Origin of the sequence: Flavobacterium flavigenum, assembly GCF_027111255.2 — a bacterium.
In the GTDB taxonomy this organism is placed as follows: domain Bacteria; phylum Bacteroidota; class Bacteroidia; order Flavobacteriales; family Flavobacteriaceae; genus Flavobacterium; species Flavobacterium flavigenum.
The window spans coordinates 5256054-5274004 of the sequence record NZ_CP114285.2; the positions used below are offsets into that span (position 1 = coordinate 5256054).

Here is a 17951-nt window from a genome sequence, read left to right on the forward strand (position 1 = left end):
TAGAAAGGTTCAGCTGTTATGGTTGAACCTTTTTTGTTTATCATAATGAAGTTTATTAAATTTGAAATTTTAGGAGCTATTTCCTGCTGTACACTATATCTTTTGTAGCGAACACCGCTACAAAAGGATGACGTTCCCATCAGGGCTAAATAAGAAATTTAGGTTTTTTTATCGCCTCTATGCTATTGATTATTAATGACAACAAGGCCTTATGGATGATAGAGCTTAGAATGATTTAGGTATTAAAGATTTTGTTTTCATAAGCCAACAAGAAAGGATTCGTGCAGGAGCTGGGGCTCTGTAGATTAATATAGCGGAGAGATTTTTTAAATAATTTATTCTAAAGATAATCAAAAACTGTAATTGTCTGGTTAAGAAAGCCTGGTAATCAATTTAGCGCAGATAATATTGTGCGATTTGTACGTCTGTGGGGCTTTAATTTTCAATCCAGCTATAGAATTTGATGTTGTTCCAGCCATAAATAGAAATACTCACTCCATCATTTTTTTTAATATTTTTAGCAGCATAATTGTTTAAAATAGCCGCCAGTTTGCTAAATTCCTGTGCATTACTATATTTAAAAAATTTGCTAGGATGATTGACCCAATTTCCACTAGTTGTTTCAGGATAAGGGATTCTTCCTTCGCCTTCGAACTCAAATTCTGTAAAATCCGGATTTTGCTTTATTAAGGCATAAAAATCATTATAAATTTGTGTGTTATCTTTATTTGTTCCGCAAAGGTAGGCAAATGAGTTTGTCGGGATTCTAAAAGTTTTGTTGTATAGTGAAGTTGTGAAATGCTTTTCGAGGGATGTAATAGCTATCTTTTGGTCATTAATCTCTATGGAATACTGATCAATTTTATCTCCGTTTATAAACGTAATTTTATTTGTGTTTTCCGGTAAGTCAATGTAGGATATTGCTGGTCCAATTGCAGTAAAACAGCCATTCGGTTCTGCTATTTTGTCGAGTCGAACGATGAGTTCGTTTCCTTTTGCAAACTGAGTAGTACTTATACCAAAATTGATGCAGGGAAATTCCTCTTCGGTAATTAATTTTAATTTTAAAACAGGTGATTGTGAGAAGTCTGTAGGATATACTTCCTCCGGCATAAAATTAATAGCCGGTACATTTGAAGTTTTGGTAATGTATTCACGATAGTCGGAATTATCGATCTTGTTGTCATCAGAACTGCAGGCATTAATCATAAATCCAATCAGAATCAGTAATGTAATTTTTTTCATAAGAGTTGTTTTATCTACATAGATGATTTTTTTTACAAAAAGTTGCGTATAAGCTATGTATAAAATAGGATATTAATTTTAATACTTGCCTGTTATTTATAATATTAGCACTAACGTTGTGAATCTGTACGGTCGGAATCTATAATAGATATTTTAAAAACGATATAAATCGTTCCAGCCCACGCTCCCGAACGAATCCTTTCTTGTGGCTTTTAAAACCTAAATTTCATCATGAGCAAAAAATTACTTTTCATAATGACTTTTAGTCCCGCTGTCCTTCCAATCTTTTATTTTTTAAAGAAAAAAATAAAAGGATTTTCCCTCCCATCGGGGCTAAATAAGAAATTTAGGTATTAATTAGTAAAACAGATAATCTGCAACATAGTCATCATCTTTATTAATACTGGTTGGGAAATTATTACTATTATATTCTAAAGAGTTAGTTGTATATTTTGTATTTGGTTCTGATGAATAACTATACGATATTTGGTTCTGCATATTTCCTGAATTGGTTGAAAATCCGCTATTATGCATAGAATCATAAAAAAATCCAAATAAAATTAACTTATTATAACCAGTAACATTCTTTAAAGGATGGTTCTTATTATCATAATGAAATATGATTGAACTTTTAGGTGAATTTCCAGTCAAAAATTCGAATTGGCTTATTTCCTGATTGTCTATTTTAAATCTGCCTGTATAATTGTAATAGCTGTTATAATCTGCAACATATGAAAACTCTACTGTCCCATTGGCGTTATAAATAAAATCAACAGTTACAGGTGCATCAAGATATTTTTTAAAACGTTTAAGTGTCCCGTCAGGATAGTATTCAAAATTAACGTATTGTAACAATTCATTTTCACTATTTGGATTTTGATACCATTCTATTTTTACTATATTGTCGCCCTGATATGTGAATACTTTTTTTTGTCGGTTACTTTTTTGCTGTAGTAATTTGTTTCCATCATAAGTAAAAATAGTTTCATAAGTTGTACCGTAATTATGTGTTACTATTTTCTTCAATAAAATGTTTGAGGAATCAGTTGTGTTATTATCATTAGTACATGATAAAAAGAATGAAAGGCATAGTAAAAAAATAATTTTCTTCATAGGTTTGGTTTCGGATTTACTGGATAAGATATGGATAGGAATGCATTTTGTACTCGCAAAGTAAAGCAAAAATAATTTGCCCCACGCTCCGATAGCGCAGAATTGCATTCTGTGCCCACCAACTAAATAAGAAAATTGTCTTATAATCTGATAAAATGTCAAACAAAACCACATCTAAAATATTTTCTAAACCTAATATAATTTAGTGCTGAAGTATAATATTTGTATTAAACAATTCTACATGTTTTGTTAGCTTTACTTTGCGGGCACAGAATACAATTCTGCGCTATCATTGTGCATAAATCTGCGCGATTGGGGTATTTTGTAAACGATGTAAATCGTTCCAGCCCATGCTCCCGCACGAATCCTTTCGTGTGGCTTTTGAAACCTAAATTTTATCATGAGCATAAAATTACTTTTCATAATAGCTTTTAGTCCCGCTGTCCTTCCAATCTTTTATTTTTTAAAGAAAAAAATAAAAGGATTTTCCCTCACATCGGGGCTAGACAAGAAATTTAGTTTTTTTATAGCCTTTATGTTATTGATTAATCAGGACAACAAGGTCTTATGGATGATAGAGCTTAGAAATGATTTAGGTATTAGATATTCTATTTTCATAAGCCCGCACGAAAGGATTCGTGTGGGATTGGGGCTTTAAGTTTGCCTATCACGTTGGTTTAGTAGCAGTTCTCTGTCTTATTTCCACTTGGCAATTAATTCCTGATCGATTTAGATCATCAGCGATTTCTTTAAATTTTGGAAAATGGTTATTCCAAGCTTTTGATTCATCAAAGATTATTTTGTCATCTTTATTGACTAGTTCCATTAGTTCTTTTGTAGGGCACTTAATAGCCGATTTAAGTTTTGAAATATCTTTTTTTCTATAAGGAATTTCTAAAAGCCAGTACTCTTCAATATTTTGAATTTTTAGTTCAAAATGATGAATCCAATCAACGAAAGGAGCAGATCCTTCAAATTCAGCAATTTTTCCATCTTTACTAATTAGCAAACGTCCAACTCCGATCCAATTCGTTCTTTGATTCCAATCCAGATGCTTTTCTTTTTCTTTACACCACAATAATGAGAAACAGTATTTATGTTCCTCAATTCCCTCTGTTAAAACAATCATTTCTTCTTCAAAATCTTGCTGATTAATCCAATAATTTGCCTTTTCTATTATTTGAGTTTTCATTAGGATTTTAAGAATTTCTACTACAGTGAATTTGTGAAAAAAACTTCGTTTGTATTTGATCAAATATAACAAAAAGTTTTGCCAAAATAAGAATTCCCACGCTCCTACATGAAAGGATTCTTGTGAGAGGAAAATATAAAAAAACACTTGCAAAACGTTTTTACAAGTGTTTAATTAAATTTTTATCTAAATAATCTTATCGCTTATTTACGATTTGATCTATTGTAGTAGTATAAGGAATTATCTTATTATTATCTTTTTTGAGATATTACCTATCTTTAAAATATAATTTCCTGTTTGTAAATCGGAGACAATTAATTTATCTTCTACAATCTCTGATGCATTATAGGATTTAACAAGTCTTCCGTTTATGCCAAATAATTCAATTTTTTTTGAATTCAAATCGATATTTTTAATGTAAACAAATTCACTGGAAGGATTGGGGTAAACAACCAGTTCATTTTGTTTATCAATATCATTCAATCCTAAGGTAGGTAAAGATATTTTGCTAACTTTATTTAAACCTGAACCTTGTCTGGCAACATATAATTCATTATTTCTTATTGTTATCCCATAAGCACTTCCTAGGCCAGATGAAAAAACACTTTGCGAGCCGTCTGCACCACCATTTGCCAAAAGATAAATACTTCCTCCAAAGCCAGTAGAGACATATAAATCTCCATTAGTATTTAACGTTAAATCATAAGGACTATTAATCCCTGTTATAAGATCAGTGACAGTTCCGGATGGTGATATTTTTACTACTTTATTTGCAGAGCCCCCACAAGCGACAAGTAAGTCACCGTTGGCATCAAAAGTAAGACCCCTAGGGGTTTTTAAACCTGATTTAAAAGTTGTTATGGTACCGGATGGAAAATCAATTTTTTTAATATTTCCAGGTCCGCTTTCTGAAAAATAAACAGCTCCTGAAGCATCAATTGCAACGCCATAGGCATTCCCAATTGCAGAATAATTGGTAATTGTTCCTGCCTGAGTTACTTTTGCTACACTAGTAAAGAACTCGCTGGGAGCCCAAATATTACCGTTACCATCTAAAGTAATTTGATTGGGAGAGCCTTCTAAGCGATTCGTAATTGTTGTTTTATTACCTAATAAATCAACTTTAATGATCTTGTAATTTAGATAATCTCCAATAAATAAATTTCCTTGACTGTCAAATACGATTCCCGATGGGGGACTGATAGAAGTAACGTAGTCTGTAACAGTTTGTGCACTTACTGTAAATGCACTAATTAAAAAAAAAAGTAAAGTTTTTTTCATTTTTGAATATGTTAATTAAGTTGCTAAATTAGTAATTAAATTCTTATTTAGAAAAGCACAAACATTTATAATTATATTAATTTTTTGACAAAATTGTAAAGCATTATTGCTGAGCTACTTAAAATTTAAGTTACGATATTGAACGAAATTTTCTGAATTGTATAATCCTTCTATTTGAAAATCCGCTCTTTCAAGTGTTGTTATCAAAGCTGCGAAAATCTCTCCGGCTTTGCGCCATTTTAAATTTTGTTATAAACGAAAACTTGTCAAAAGTCTCCGATTTTTAAACTAAAATCAATACAGATTATATTCTGTAAATGATTTTAGGTTTAAAACGCCTACAACAGGAGTATCTGCTTTTTGAACAGTTAATAATCCCAGCTCCCGCGAATCCTTTCGTGTGGCTTTTGAAACCTAAATTTTATCATGAGCAGAAAATTACTTTTTCACAATAGCTTTTTAGTCCCGCTGTCCTTCCAATCTTTTATTTTTTAAAGAAAAAAATAAAAGGATTTTCCCTCCCATCGGGGCTAAATAAGAAATTTAGGTTTTTTTATCGCCTCTATGCTATTGATTATTCAGGAAAGCAAGGTCTTATGGATGATACAGCTTAGTATGTTTCGGTATAAGAGATTCTGTTTTCATAAGCCCCCACGAAAGGGTTCGTGATGGAGAGGGGATTATTACTGTTTAAAAACACTTCGTAAAAAGTACGGAGACTTTAAGAGGTTTAGAATTATAAGGTGGTCAAAAAAAAAATTGCGCAAAGTCTATCTTGACATTTGCGCAGCTTTTTATAAGGAATACTTCAGAGAGTGAAACCACCAACTACGCCCAGCACCTACTTTTTAACAAACCGCATCACACCATCGCCCAGTTCCGTGCTCACCCGCATTAGATAGCTTCCATTAGCAAGTGTTGTAACATTCACACCACCTTGGGGTCCGGGTATTACATTTTCAAGTACCGACTGCCCTAAAAGATTATACACTGTTACCGACTGAATATTAGCTTGTTTGGGATTACTGATAAATACCATATCGCCCGCAGGAACAGGATAAAGCGCCAATTCAATCGTTTCAAATGATATAGTATGCAAAGACGTCTGCACCGTCACCACCGAAGTATTCGTCACAACAGGGAGATTGTAGTCAAAATAAATCGAAGCTGTATTCTCTAGCGCAGCACCTTCTGCAAGTGAATTCAATGAACGAATTTTAAAAACCAAATAGCCATCATTATTCTCATCAGCAAACCCAAGCTGTATGTTGCTGAACATAAACTCGACCTGATTACCTTGTATCACGCGGGTAGTAAAAGGATGGCTACCGTCTACCGGACTCAAACTAGCGATATCAAATTTAGTGGTATCAATCATATCGGTCACCTTAATATTTTGCGCCGATGCAGTACCCAAATTCTCGAATCGGATGCGGTAATACATATAATCACCTACATGTTCGGGGCGTACATGGTCACCTCCGAGGCAAATTTTATCGTTAGGGTCAAACGAATTTACTACCGTTTGTTCCAATGTCGCTTCATTATTCGTCGCAACTTCGTCTTGGGCAATGTTTACCTCTGCTGAAAATTTCAATACATCATTGCTGTTCAGTGGTGGCGTATCGGTAGGGGTGTTCAAGTTTAATTTTACAATATATTCAACTTCAGATAACGGTAATAAACCCGCAATATTCCATGTCACAGAGCCAAAACCTGCGCTTGCGGCCAAAGGGGTACTTTGGATGTATTCCGCCCTAGCGGCATCGTACGCAAATCGTACAGTACCTGTTGCCGTTTGATTGCCATTGTTCTTAACCAAAACTTTATAATAGGCATCAAAACCTGGTCTCGCTGTGTTAATTGGCACTATCACAACCGACAAATCATGGTGGATTCCAACTGCGGTCACACAGAAATTCTGGTTTGCATAATTCGTTGCCGATGGCATATTCAGACTGATACTTGATGGCGAAACGCTGAACCAAGTCGAATTGTCAAGTATGGGCGTGATAACACTTGTGCCATTTTTGAGCATTACGCTATGGTAACCATTGGAACTGGAATAATAAAAACTTTGGTTCGTACCGTTTACCAGTTTGTACTTAAGATACGGAAATCCGGGATCGGCATCCGTACACCCATTATTTTGCATGTCCAATCGGGTATAGCCGTTTACAAGGTAGCTATCTGTACCGAGCAAGCGAATCATGTTGGTCTTATTAAACTGACCTCCAATATCTCCATAATCACCACAGTGCAAGATCATACCGTTAGGTTGCTGCACTACCCTGCGTACCTCCGAGTATTCTGTAACCCTAACGCTAGTACCAGCCGTCGATGGCGAAAAAGAATAAGTTACTGAACCGTTTGGTAACAGCATAGCAATACCATAAATACTGCTCGCGCTAAAATTACCTCCAATCAGGATATTGCCGTTAGGTCGCACCAAAATGTCATTTATTACAGGATCTGTGTCATATATTGGGGATGTAAACGTGTTGTCATAACTTCCGTCGGGGTGCAGTCGTGCTAAGCTCTTAGAATTGTTACCGTCGCAAGAATCGAACCTTCCGCCCACCAGTATTTTTCCGTCAGGCTGTAATGCCAATGAAGACGTATAACCATTACGACCTGTAAAACCGCTGTTGATATCAAATGTTGGATCTATTGTGCCGTTGGCATTTAGTTTCTCAAGATGGAGGGACGTCCCAACCCCTCCAGGGTCCGGCATGCGTATTGAGCCGGCTACAATCAACTTGCCATCTGGCAATACCAATACGGCAATGCACTGCTCTATTTCGGGATGCTCATCATAAAAAGTGGTATCTAAAGCACCATCGGCGGTCAGGCGAAGCAGTTTTTTAGAAGAGTCATTTCCAACCAGTAGCTTCCCGTCTGGCAACAAGTTCAAACAGTAGATATAAGAAGACGCTGGCAAAGCTGGCGTGTCGAAGGTTGTATCAATACTACCGTCGGTGTTTAGCCGAATCATAGGTTTGATTACACCTGCTACAGTAAATTGGGACCCCAATATAATTTTGCCATCAGACTGTATCACTATCGGACATTTATGATTATTTGCCGTATTATCGGTCAATACCTTAAAAGTAGCATCACTTGAACCGTCTCCATTGAGTCGTTCTATGGTTCGCGTCCATCCCGTTTTGGAATCATATTGGGTAGCCTCAATGACAATTTTGCCGTCGGACTGAAGCGCCATATCGTTGACTTGTTTTTCATAATTATTCCAAACCGTAGCAGGAATGAATCCCGGATCGGCACTAGCCGCATTTTGCGCTTGAGATAAAGCAGGAAGCAATAAAAGTAAAAGTAATAGTTTTCGCATGTTTCAGATTTTGACCAAAGATAGTAAAGTAATGATATGAAACGCATTTAAATTGCAAGTGATGTGGAAGTTGAACTGGCTCGTTTACAACGAGTCCCTATTTACTTTTGAAAACCAAATAAAGCGTTTGCAACGCGGCTTTTTAGATAGATTACCTAAATATTAAAATTTATATTGACCATTTATTTTAGTAGTTACAAACTCCCTGCGCCATTTTAAATTTTGTTATAAATGAAAACTCGTCAAAAGTCTCCGACTTTACAACTAAGTTCAATAAAGATTATATTTTGTAAATGATTTCAGGTTTAAAACATCTACAACAGGATTATCTGCTTTTTCAACAGTTAATAATCCCGAATTATCAACATGATTACTTGCACTTGAATAAATATAATCTGATGGTTTTGCCACAAGACCAGACCACAAAAGGATTGAAATGTATATAATCTAATTTATACCACATAAAATCATTTGAATAAATTTCTTCAGCATGATTTCCGTATTGCCACCCGAGCCTGAAAGGCGAACTGACGAAGTAGAATTGATAGTCTTTATTTCTGCTGTGGCTTTGTGTTGCTAATTTAAAACGTTCCAACATCCATTGGCTTCGCCGAACCACTTCGTTAGGTTTCTTTTCTACTCTCGGGACTGTTTTGTATTTTTTCTAAAATTGATTTTGCGGTAAATTTTTTAAAATCCCGAATCAAATCAGATAGTTTTCCTTCTTCTGATTGTACAATTAAGTGAATATGATTACTCATAATTACATAACCATACAAAATCATGCCTTTGTTTTTAATGCAATAGTCTAAACTTTCTATGACTATGTCCCTATAAGTTTGCCTTGTAAAGATATCAATCCAGTCTACGACTGTAGCAGTTATAAAATGTGGTAAGGTTTGGTCACGAATTACGTATCCTTCTTTCATTTTAAGTTTTTTTTATAAATATAATGTTTTTGTATTTATAGCTGTTTAAAAAATATTTCGTAAAAAGTCGGAGACTTTTAAGAGGTTTAGAGTTTATAATTGTGTTAAAAAAATTGCGCAAAGTCAGAGACATTTGCCAGTTTTTTATAAGAACACTTCGGAGAGCGGGGGAGAACACTTCATAGAACAGGGAACTTAACTTTTTAATTTGAAGCTTTTTAAAGTGTTAGTGATTGTATTCTTAAACTCAGTTATGTAATAATCAGAAACTTTAGAATTAATTAGTTTTTTACTGTCTAAATCATAAACAGGATTTTCAAATTTTTCCAGTTGAAGCGTATTAAGATTTACTTTGTTATTTGTAGGAGGGATCATTAATTCTTTAGTTAAGTTATTGAAATGATAGATTCTAAAATTTGAAAAGAAAAATGCTTTATTTACACTATATGAATTTATTGTAAAAATTGAAAAATTATGCTCAGTATAGAAAAATAAATCTGTTGCATAAAAAGGATCGTAATGAGTTAGCTTTCTATAGATTATTAAATCTTGTATGGAATTATTTGTGCAAAAACTGGAAAGTGTTTCTATCACACTTTTATCAATTTTTCTTAAATCATTTAATTTTTCAATATTAGCAAAATCATATTCTAAAAATTTATGATTAATCTGTTCTTCAGTTAAAAGTTTTTCGGTTAAATCCTTTATATTAAAATCTAAGGAGTATTCTATATTAGTTTTTATCTTACTTAATTTGTCAGAATTAAAATATCCCATGCTTTCATTTATGTTGCTGATGATTCCAACTTGGCAATAAAAAAATTGAGAGCATAAAATTAATATTGCGGATAAATGTAATTTATTATGCATTTTAATTTTTTAAATGTTTATAATTGTGCAGGACAATTCTGCGTTATCGTTACTCGTTAGCGCAGTTTTGTAAACTGTGCCCACTCTAATTGGCAATTAAACATTTTGCCTGCTTACTTTGCGTGCACAGAATACAATTCTGCGTGATCGGGATTATTCTGTAGCCGTTGAGTCTACACTGACTGCCATAGTATCAATTGCTTCTGAAGTATTTTCATAGCTGTTTATTTCATTATTATTAAAGGCATTTTTTACTTTTTCAGAAAGAAACACATTTCCAAATAGTCCATATCCAATGCTTTTACTTTCGCCTTTCCATGTGATTTTAGTAATTGAAAACAAAATGTAATTGTCTCGCATTACAGAATTTTCAATTATCTTTTCAGCCAATGAGCTTCCAAACAAAACTCCTAATCTTTCCATATCAGATTCATTTTCTGATATAGAATTTTGAACAACTTGATTTATAACTGATTTTACAGCTTGCTTGTGTTCTTCATTGCTAGGGTTAGTAAAAACTGCTATCAAAAGAATAATAGCAAAAATTATAACTATTTTGTTGGATTTTTTCATAATATTTTCAATTTAATTTTTGTTTTTTTTAATTCCGATAGCGTCGGGTTTACTTTGTGGGCACAGAATGCAATTCTGCGCTATCGTTAAGTGTAAATCTGAACGATCGGGTTAATTGTCTGTGTATATGTTTGAATTTATTGACACAAATTCATATTCGTTATTATTTTATTTGAAAACATTTTGACAATTATCTTTGACGAAACTTAAAGTTATCAATTTTATCCATTTTAAAAATTAGAGTTTCATCTTTTTCTTTGTCAAATAAGAATAGATTCTTTTTTGTTTCTCCTATGTATATTAGTTTATTATTTGTTTCAATAACTTTTTCGCCATATGTAAAAAATATCAATTTAGATTGCTCATTTTCATATCTTAATTTATATCCTTTCTCTATAGAATTTGATATTGTAGATAGATTAAATAAAATAAGTGCAATAAAACCTATGTAAATTATAAAAGAAGAAAAAGTATTGTGATTTTTTACAAGTGTTTTTAAGATTGTCTTTTCTGATAATATATATATTATGGCGCATATTATATAAGCTATTGGGTAAATCAACCCGATATAATTTTTAAAAATTAGGGCTATAATTACATAAATAATGAGAAAAAAAATTATAATCCATCCTAAATTATTATTTATAAAATTTTTAGGTTTTGAGATTTCATGTTTCAATCTTTCTAAATTATAATTTTCTATTTCATTTTCTTCTTTTGATATTTTGTCATCGACAAAATATGAAATGGTTATAATTATTAATATTAATAAAATAATTAGGATGGCCTTGTTAAAGAATAGTAATGGGATTTCAGATATTTCTAAATAATTAATTATCTCTATATCGAAAAAATAATAATAAGATTGAAGATGAATGTATCCAAGAGTAGTGAGGATAATAAAAATTAAAGGAAAAGATTTTATAATTGTATCAAGTTCAGCTTTTAGCATTTATTATTGTTAATTAAATTATGTTTTCTTTTCACGTTCAATGGATACTTGCTGGTAACTTACTTATATCAGCCATAAAATGGCATAAATTAGTTCTTTTTTGTTGGCTTTGTGCTAAAAGTTAGTAATGATTAATGTTGCTAATATAGGAAAAAGTTTTATAAATTATTAGTTGCACATTATTAGGAATAGGTCGAATAACAAAACATATGTTAAATTGTAAATCGCCTAGCCCTGATAGAAGGGAAAATCCTTTTGTGCCGGGGTTCGGCACAAAAGATTCTAACGAATAGCAGGAACCAGCTCCAAACAAAAAAATGCCGCAAAACCCTAAAGTCTCACAGCATTTTCAAACAAATCAATAATTAAGCGTACAGCTTATTCCTTTATAGCATCCCCTTCTTTAGTTTCTTCACTGGCGATTTTTACCAGTTTGTCTTTCGGGTTCAGGTTTCCGAATATTTCAATTTTATCGTCGATTTCCCTTCCTTTTTTGACATCAACTCTTGTGGCTTTGTGATTGACCACTTTGATGACAAACATCCCTTCCGCAGCATTTACCAAAGCCGATTTTGGCACTACAAAAGTGCTGTCTTTTGCGTTAAGCGGTAACAAAACTTCGGCTACCATTCCCGGTAATAAGTTTCCTTTGGTGTTGTGAACGTCCATTTCTACACGTTCAGAACGTAGTTTCAAATCCAAAGCGCCAGACATTCTGGTAATCGTGGCTTTAAAAGTTTCCGGCAATGATTTTACGTTAAAACTCATTTCGTCGCCGTTGTGTAAATATCCCGTGTACAATTCCGGTACTGAAACCGCCAGACGCAGTTTGTTTTGCTGCTGAATCGTCAATAATGGCGAACTTGAAGAAGGACCAACGAACGTTCCTAAATTCACGTTTCTCGCTGCCACGACACCGTCAAAAGGCGCACGGATTTCAAGATAACCTTTCATAATTTTCACTTCTTTATGAGCGGCAATTGCTGCCTGATATTGCGCGTAATCCGAGTTTTTCTTTCCGCTTGCCATTTCAAGGTCGTTTTTAGAAATCGTTCCTTCGACTTTGCTCGTTTCGTACAAACGGTTGTAGGTACTTTTGCTGGTAGCGTAAATAGCTTCCATCGATTTTAGTCTGGATTCGGCTGCAGCCAGCTGTGAACTGATTTCAGGTGCTTCAAGAACGATCAAAAGCTGTCCTTTGGTGACTTTCGAACCAATATCAACTTTTAATGTTTTGACGAAACTGCTTACTTTGGCATACAAATCGACTTGCTGAAAACCGGTTAATTCGGCCGGTAGACGCAATTCGGTCGTCAGTTTTTCTTTGGCTAACAGAAACGTTTCTGTTTTCGGTTCTATTTCTGCTGTAACAACTTCTTCTTTCTTAGAATTACAGCTGTTCAGGAAAAATAATGCTGCAAAAAACAGCGGGCTGTATTTTATAATTTTAGTGTTCATTTTTTGGTTTTATATAATGAATATGTTTTAAGCTTTTGGGTGAAAGTGAATAAAATTTAATTTAACACATAGAATCATAGCTCTTCTTTACGGGTAAAGGCGTTTCACTTTTTTCAATGCACATAGCTATGTGTGAAAACTAGTTTTTTCTTTTACCTTTTTTATTTATAACTTAAATCTATTGTTTCTATGTGTTAAAAAATAATTGCACTCAACGGGTTATGACTTTCAACTTTATGACTTTCCAACTTTCGACTTATTTATTGATGAAATATAATGGATGCTTTCTTCGTCTTCAGGATCTAAAGAAACAGATTGTGTCGTTGTTTTTTCCTGTGCCCACGCAAATATCTGAGGCAGGATCAGTAATACGGCAAAGGTCGAAAACAATAATCCGCCGATAACCGCTCTTCCTAACGGAGAAACCTGATCGCCTCCTTCGCCATGACCAATCGCCATTGGCAGCATTCCGGCAATCATCGCTACCGAAGTCATGATAATCGGACGAAGACGCAGTGCCGCAGCTTCACGGGCTGACTCTAAAGCGTTTCCGTTTATTTTGCGCAGCTGTTCGGCGTTTGTAACCAGTAAAACGGCATTCGCAATCGAGACCCCAACTGACATAATGATGCCCATATACGATTGTAAATTAAGCGTTGAACCTGTAAGGGTCAGCATTAATAACGCACCCAAAACTACCGCCGGAACTGTGGTTAAAATCACCAGCGACACCTTGAACGACTGGAAATTAGCGGCCAACATTAAGAAGATTACAAAAATGGCGACCAATAATCCTGTTTGTAAACTGCTTAATGTTTCGCTCAATACTTTACTCAGTCCGATTGGCGTGACAAACAAGCCACGTGGTAATTCGCCTAATGAACTGATCGCCGCATCTACATCTTTCGCTGCCGTCCCCAAATCGGTTTGATTGATGTTTGCTGTCACTGTAATGTATGGCATTGCCCCTAAATTGTCATTTTCACCGCTCACATAACCAGGTGTAATTTTTGCCACGTCACTCAAAACAGGACGAAGCGAGTTTTTCAATACCGGAATTTCACCAATATCAGTTTTGCTTTTCATTTGATTCAACGGAACCTGAACCTGAACGTTTACAGATAAACCGGTTCGCTCGTCAATCCAAGTATTTTTTTCGGTATATCGTGATGATGAGGTCGAAGCAATCAGCGAACGCGAAATATCATTCATATCGACGCCCAGTTCGGCAGCACGGGTTCTGTCAATATCGATATTCATGGCCGGATAATGAATTGGCTGACCAATTTGTACATCCCTGAAATAGTTTATTTTCTGTAATTTTTGAACGATTTGATTCGCGTACAATTCATTTCGTTTTTTGTCTTTCCCAGCAATTCGGATTTCAATTGGAGTAGGAGAGCCCTGACTCAAAACCTTATCCGTTAATTCGATAGGCTCAAAAGTCATTTTTACATCAGGTAGCACCTTTTTGATTCTTGCCCTGAATTCATCTTTAAACTCATCCATGTCAGCATGGTAATCTTTTAAACTTACCTGAAAAACCGCTTCATGCGAACCTGCCATGAACAGATAAATCGGGTTGATGGAGAATAAAGAGGGATGCTGACCCACATATACCGAAGATATTCCGATATGCTCGTTGCCTACCATTTTTTTAAGTTCTTTCAAAACTACAATGGCTTTTTCTTCGGTACGTTCCAAACGGGTTCCGTCGGGAGCACGCATTCTCAGCTGAAACTGACTCGAATTTACTTTCGGAAAAACATCTTTTCCAATAAAGCTGATGAAAACTATCGCCAGTACGGTTGCAGAAACCAGATAAATGATACTCGTTGCTTTTTTATGAATAAATAAACGGTCTAACAATCTCATAAAACGGATTCTGAATCGCTCAAAACCACTGACTTTTCCGTTGCCATCTGTATCCGTTCTTTCAACGTAATCTTTTTTCTGGGTGATCAGTTGTTTTTCAGATTCCGGTGTTAATCCGCAGGCGTTAAATTCGGCTTCATCATCTGTAATTTCAGGTGTGTGCTCGTGTTTTGGATGCGCTATCATCAGCCAGTTTGCCATTACAGGAACAAAAGTCTGTGATAGTAAAAACGAAATCACCATTGAAAATCCAATTGCCAAAGCCAACGGCAGGAATAACGCTCCGGGAATACCAACCATAGTAAACGCAGGTGCAAAAACGGCCAGGATACAAAGCAGGATCAGTAATTTTGGTAAAGCGATTTCCTGACAGGCATCCCAAATGGCGAGTGCTTTTGGCTTGCCCATATCGAGATGCTGGTGGATATTTTCTATCGTAACGGTACTTTCATCTACCAGAATTCCAATCGCCAGAGCCAGTCCGCTTAAAGACATTAAGTTAATGGTCTGTCCGAATAATTTCAGAAATAAAACTCCGGAAATAATCGAAATTGGAATCGTTAAAATTACAATTAACGCCGCACGTCTGTCACCTAAGAATAATAAAACCATTAATCCCGTTAAAACCGCTCCGATAATTCCCTCTGTAATTAAACTTTTAACCGAATTGATTACATAAACCGACTGGTCAAATTCGTATGATAATTGTACATCTTCCGGAAGTGTACTCTGGATTTTAGGTAATTCCGATTTTAATTTCTGAACCACATCCCAGGTCGAAGCATCTCCGGCCTTTGCAATACTGATATAAACCGAACGTTTCCCGTTAACCAAAGCATGTCCGTTCGTAACATCGGCACCGTCTTTTACGGTGGCAACATCACCTAATTTCAGGTTCTGAACCCCGCCTTTAAATAACGGAATCTGCTCAAAATCTTTAATTTCTTTAATGGTATTATTGGTCGGTGTCAGATAGTTGGTATTTCCGATTCTCACGTTTCCGGATGGCGCCGTCTGATTGTTGATGCGAATCGCTTCCACAATCTGATCAGGTGTCATATTGTGCGAACGCAGTAAATCAGGATCAACGTTAACCTCTACTGTTCTTGGGCTTCCGCCAAAGGGAGCCGGAGATAATAAACCGGGAATGGATGTAAAAGAGGCACGAACATACACATTGGCCAAATCCTGCAGTTCGTTGTTGGAACGGATTTTACTGCTCAAAACCAATTGTCCGATAGGCAGGGAAGAAGCGTCAAAACGAATGATAAACGGAGGCTGTGTCCCCGGAGGAAATGCCGCCTGAATTCGGTTCGAAAGCGCACCCAGTTCGGCAGCAGCCTGAGCCATATTCGTGTTTTCGTAATAGGTCAATTTCATGATCATCAACCCTTGGATATTCTTGGTTTCTACCGATTTTATACCATTGGCAAACGGAAGAATATTTACGTAATTTTTGGCAAAATAAGCCTCCATCTGATCCGGTGTGTAACCACCAAAAGGATGTGCAATATAAATTACCGGCAAATTCATTTTTGGCAGGATATCTACCTTTATATCTTTGATGGCACCAATTCCGAAGAAAAATAAACCGGCCACCAAAACCAGTATAGAGATGGGTTTGCGGAGTGCAAAACGTATTAAATTCATTAGGCGCTATAATTAAAATTCATTTATAAATAAGTCAAAATTGCCCGTTGCGGCTACTTTCAGCAAATACGATTGCCATACATTATTGTTGACGATATCACGATCGATTTCGGCACGGTTTAAAACATACATCGTCTGCGTTAAATCGGTTAAATCGGTTAAACCGTTTTTGTATAAAGTCGATTTTTGCAGATAAGCTCTTTTGGCAGCATTGACCTGAACGGGTGCTTCGGCATAATTTTCGAGAGTGACTCTAATTTTATCTTCTGCAAAATTCAATTGCGATTTTAGTTCCCTGTCAGCCTGATTGTATTCTTCCTGCAAGGCTTGCGAAACAAATTTCTGCGCACTCACTTGTTTACTGGATCTGAAAGGCGTGGTCAGGTTCCACGTAATCCCAACTCCGATTAAATAATTGGTACGATCCGGATTTACGCCATCCCAGTAATTTCGGTTAAAAGCGGTCTGATCTGATGCATAAGCCGAATCAAATCCTGAAGCCCTGGTCTGTAAAACCCCAAAGGCACTCATGGTTGGATAATAAAAACGTTTGTATAATTTAACCTGCTGATTGCTGTAGTCGATTCTGGTTTTATAGAGTTTCAGTAAAGGATGCAGGCTGTCTGTTGAAACATTATTTTTGATAAGTTCTTTTGGAATCTGAGTTACAAAAAGCGTATCCGCAACAAAATCCTGAGGCGAAACCCCCATTAAATCGACCAGTTTATTGTTTTGTTCCTTAACGAAATTTTTAGCGAGGTTCAGTGCCATTTTAGCTTTTGAAACTTCGGCTGTAGCCAAAGTCGAATCCACTCCTGCCAGTAATCCGTTTTTTACCCTGGCAGCTGCAGTCCTTTTAAAAACTTCAGCCCGGTTCAGGTTTTTTTGCTGCGAAATCAATAATCTTTGGCTTGCCAGTAAATTTAAATAAGCTGCTGAAATTTTGATTTCCAGTTGGAATTTCTCCTGGATCAGATCATTTTCTTTTGCCTGAACATCTATTTTGGACAGATTGATTTTTTCTTTTGCTTTTCCGAAAGTGAAAAAATCCCAGTTCATATTCACTAAATAAAGCGCACCAAATGCCGAATTCCAGTTTTGTTCCGGAAGCGGTAATCCTGACGAAGCTACGCCCAGACCTCCAAATCCGTAAAGCGGTCCGTTTTGTCCGTTTACAGTTCCGTAATCCTGCTGTGCCGATAAGTTTAAATTTGGTAAATAATCGCGTTTGGATTGTTTTAGCGTTTCCCGTGAAGCATTGGTGTAATTGTTTTTTGCTCTGACTGAACCGTAATTTTCAAGCCCGGTTTTTATAGCGTCCTTTAAAGACAAGGTTTGAGAATGACTGTTTAGGGCAAAAATCAGGAAAAATAATAAAGTAATTTTTTTGAAATACATAAACCCAAGTGTAAAATTATACCCCAAATTTATTTCTGAATTCAGAATAAAAACCTTTATAAATGA

General features: G+C 35.4%; 12 protein-coding genes. All 12 read right to left on the minus strand.

What is annotated here, in order from left to right; all coding sequences use genetic code 11:
- Positions 1-435: 435 nt before the first annotated feature.
- The gene (locus tag OZP09_RS21810; RefSeq protein ID WP_269235724.1) at positions 436-1245 is read right to left on the minus strand and encodes a hypothetical protein; all 810 of its coding nucleotides are present in this window, start codon (positions 1243-1245) and stop codon (positions 436-438) included.
- Positions 1246-1602: 357 nt separating this feature from the next.
- Positions 1603-2358, minus strand: coding sequence for a hypothetical protein (locus OZP09_RS21815; RefSeq protein ID WP_281310003.1), 756 nt, complete (start codon positions 2356-2358; stop codon positions 1603-1605).
- A 667-nt stretch (positions 2359-3025) separates the two neighbouring features.
- The gene (locus OZP09_RS21820) at positions 3026-3550 is read right to left on the minus strand and encodes a hypothetical protein (RefSeq protein ID WP_269235727.1); all 525 of its coding nucleotides are present in this window, start codon (positions 3548-3550) and stop codon (positions 3026-3028) included.
- 240 nt (positions 3551-3790) lie between these two features.
- Positions 3791-4831, minus strand: a complete 1041-nt coding sequence (locus tag OZP09_RS21825; RefSeq protein ID WP_281310004.1) for a Vgb family protein — start codon at positions 4829-4831, stop codon at positions 3791-3793.
- Between the two features lie 841 nt (positions 4832-5672).
- The gene (locus OZP09_RS21830; protein WP_269235729.1) at positions 5673-8180 is read right to left on the minus strand and encodes a DUF7619 domain-containing protein; all 2508 of its coding nucleotides are present in this window, start codon (positions 8178-8180) and stop codon (positions 5673-5675) included.
- A 623-nt stretch (positions 8181-8803) separates the two neighbouring features.
- The gene (locus OZP09_RS22630) at positions 8804-9109 is read right to left on the minus strand and encodes a transposase (RefSeq protein ID WP_349293614.1); all 306 of its coding nucleotides are present in this window, start codon (positions 9107-9109) and stop codon (positions 8804-8806) included.
- A gap of 195 nt (positions 9110-9304) precedes the next feature.
- Positions 9305-9979, minus strand: coding sequence for a hypothetical protein (locus OZP09_RS21840; RefSeq protein WP_269235730.1), 675 nt, complete (start codon positions 9977-9979; stop codon positions 9305-9307).
- 153 nt (positions 9980-10132) lie between these two features.
- Entirely contained in the window at positions 10133-10552 is a 420-nt protein-coding gene (locus tag OZP09_RS21845; RefSeq protein ID WP_269235731.1) for a DUF4359 domain-containing protein, read from the minus strand.
- 190 nt (positions 10553-10742) lie between these two features.
- On the minus strand, positions 10743-11504 hold the full coding sequence (locus OZP09_RS21850) for a hypothetical protein (protein WP_281310005.1): 762 nt from the start codon (positions 11502-11504) through the stop codon (positions 10743-10745).
- Between the two features lie 378 nt (positions 11505-11882).
- On the minus strand, positions 11883-12962 hold the full coding sequence (locus OZP09_RS21855) for an efflux RND transporter periplasmic adaptor subunit (RefSeq protein ID WP_269235734.1): 1080 nt from the start codon (positions 12960-12962) through the stop codon (positions 11883-11885).
- Positions 12963-13196: 234 nt separating this feature from the next.
- Positions 13197-16487, minus strand: a complete 3291-nt coding sequence (locus OZP09_RS21860) for an efflux RND transporter permease subunit (RefSeq protein WP_269235735.1) — start codon at positions 16485-16487, stop codon at positions 13197-13199.
- Positions 16488-16499: 12 nt separating this feature from the next.
- Entirely contained in the window at positions 16500-17885 is a 1386-nt protein-coding gene (locus OZP09_RS21865; RefSeq protein ID WP_269235736.1) for a TolC family protein, read from the minus strand.
- Positions 17886-17951: the final 66 nt, after the last annotated feature.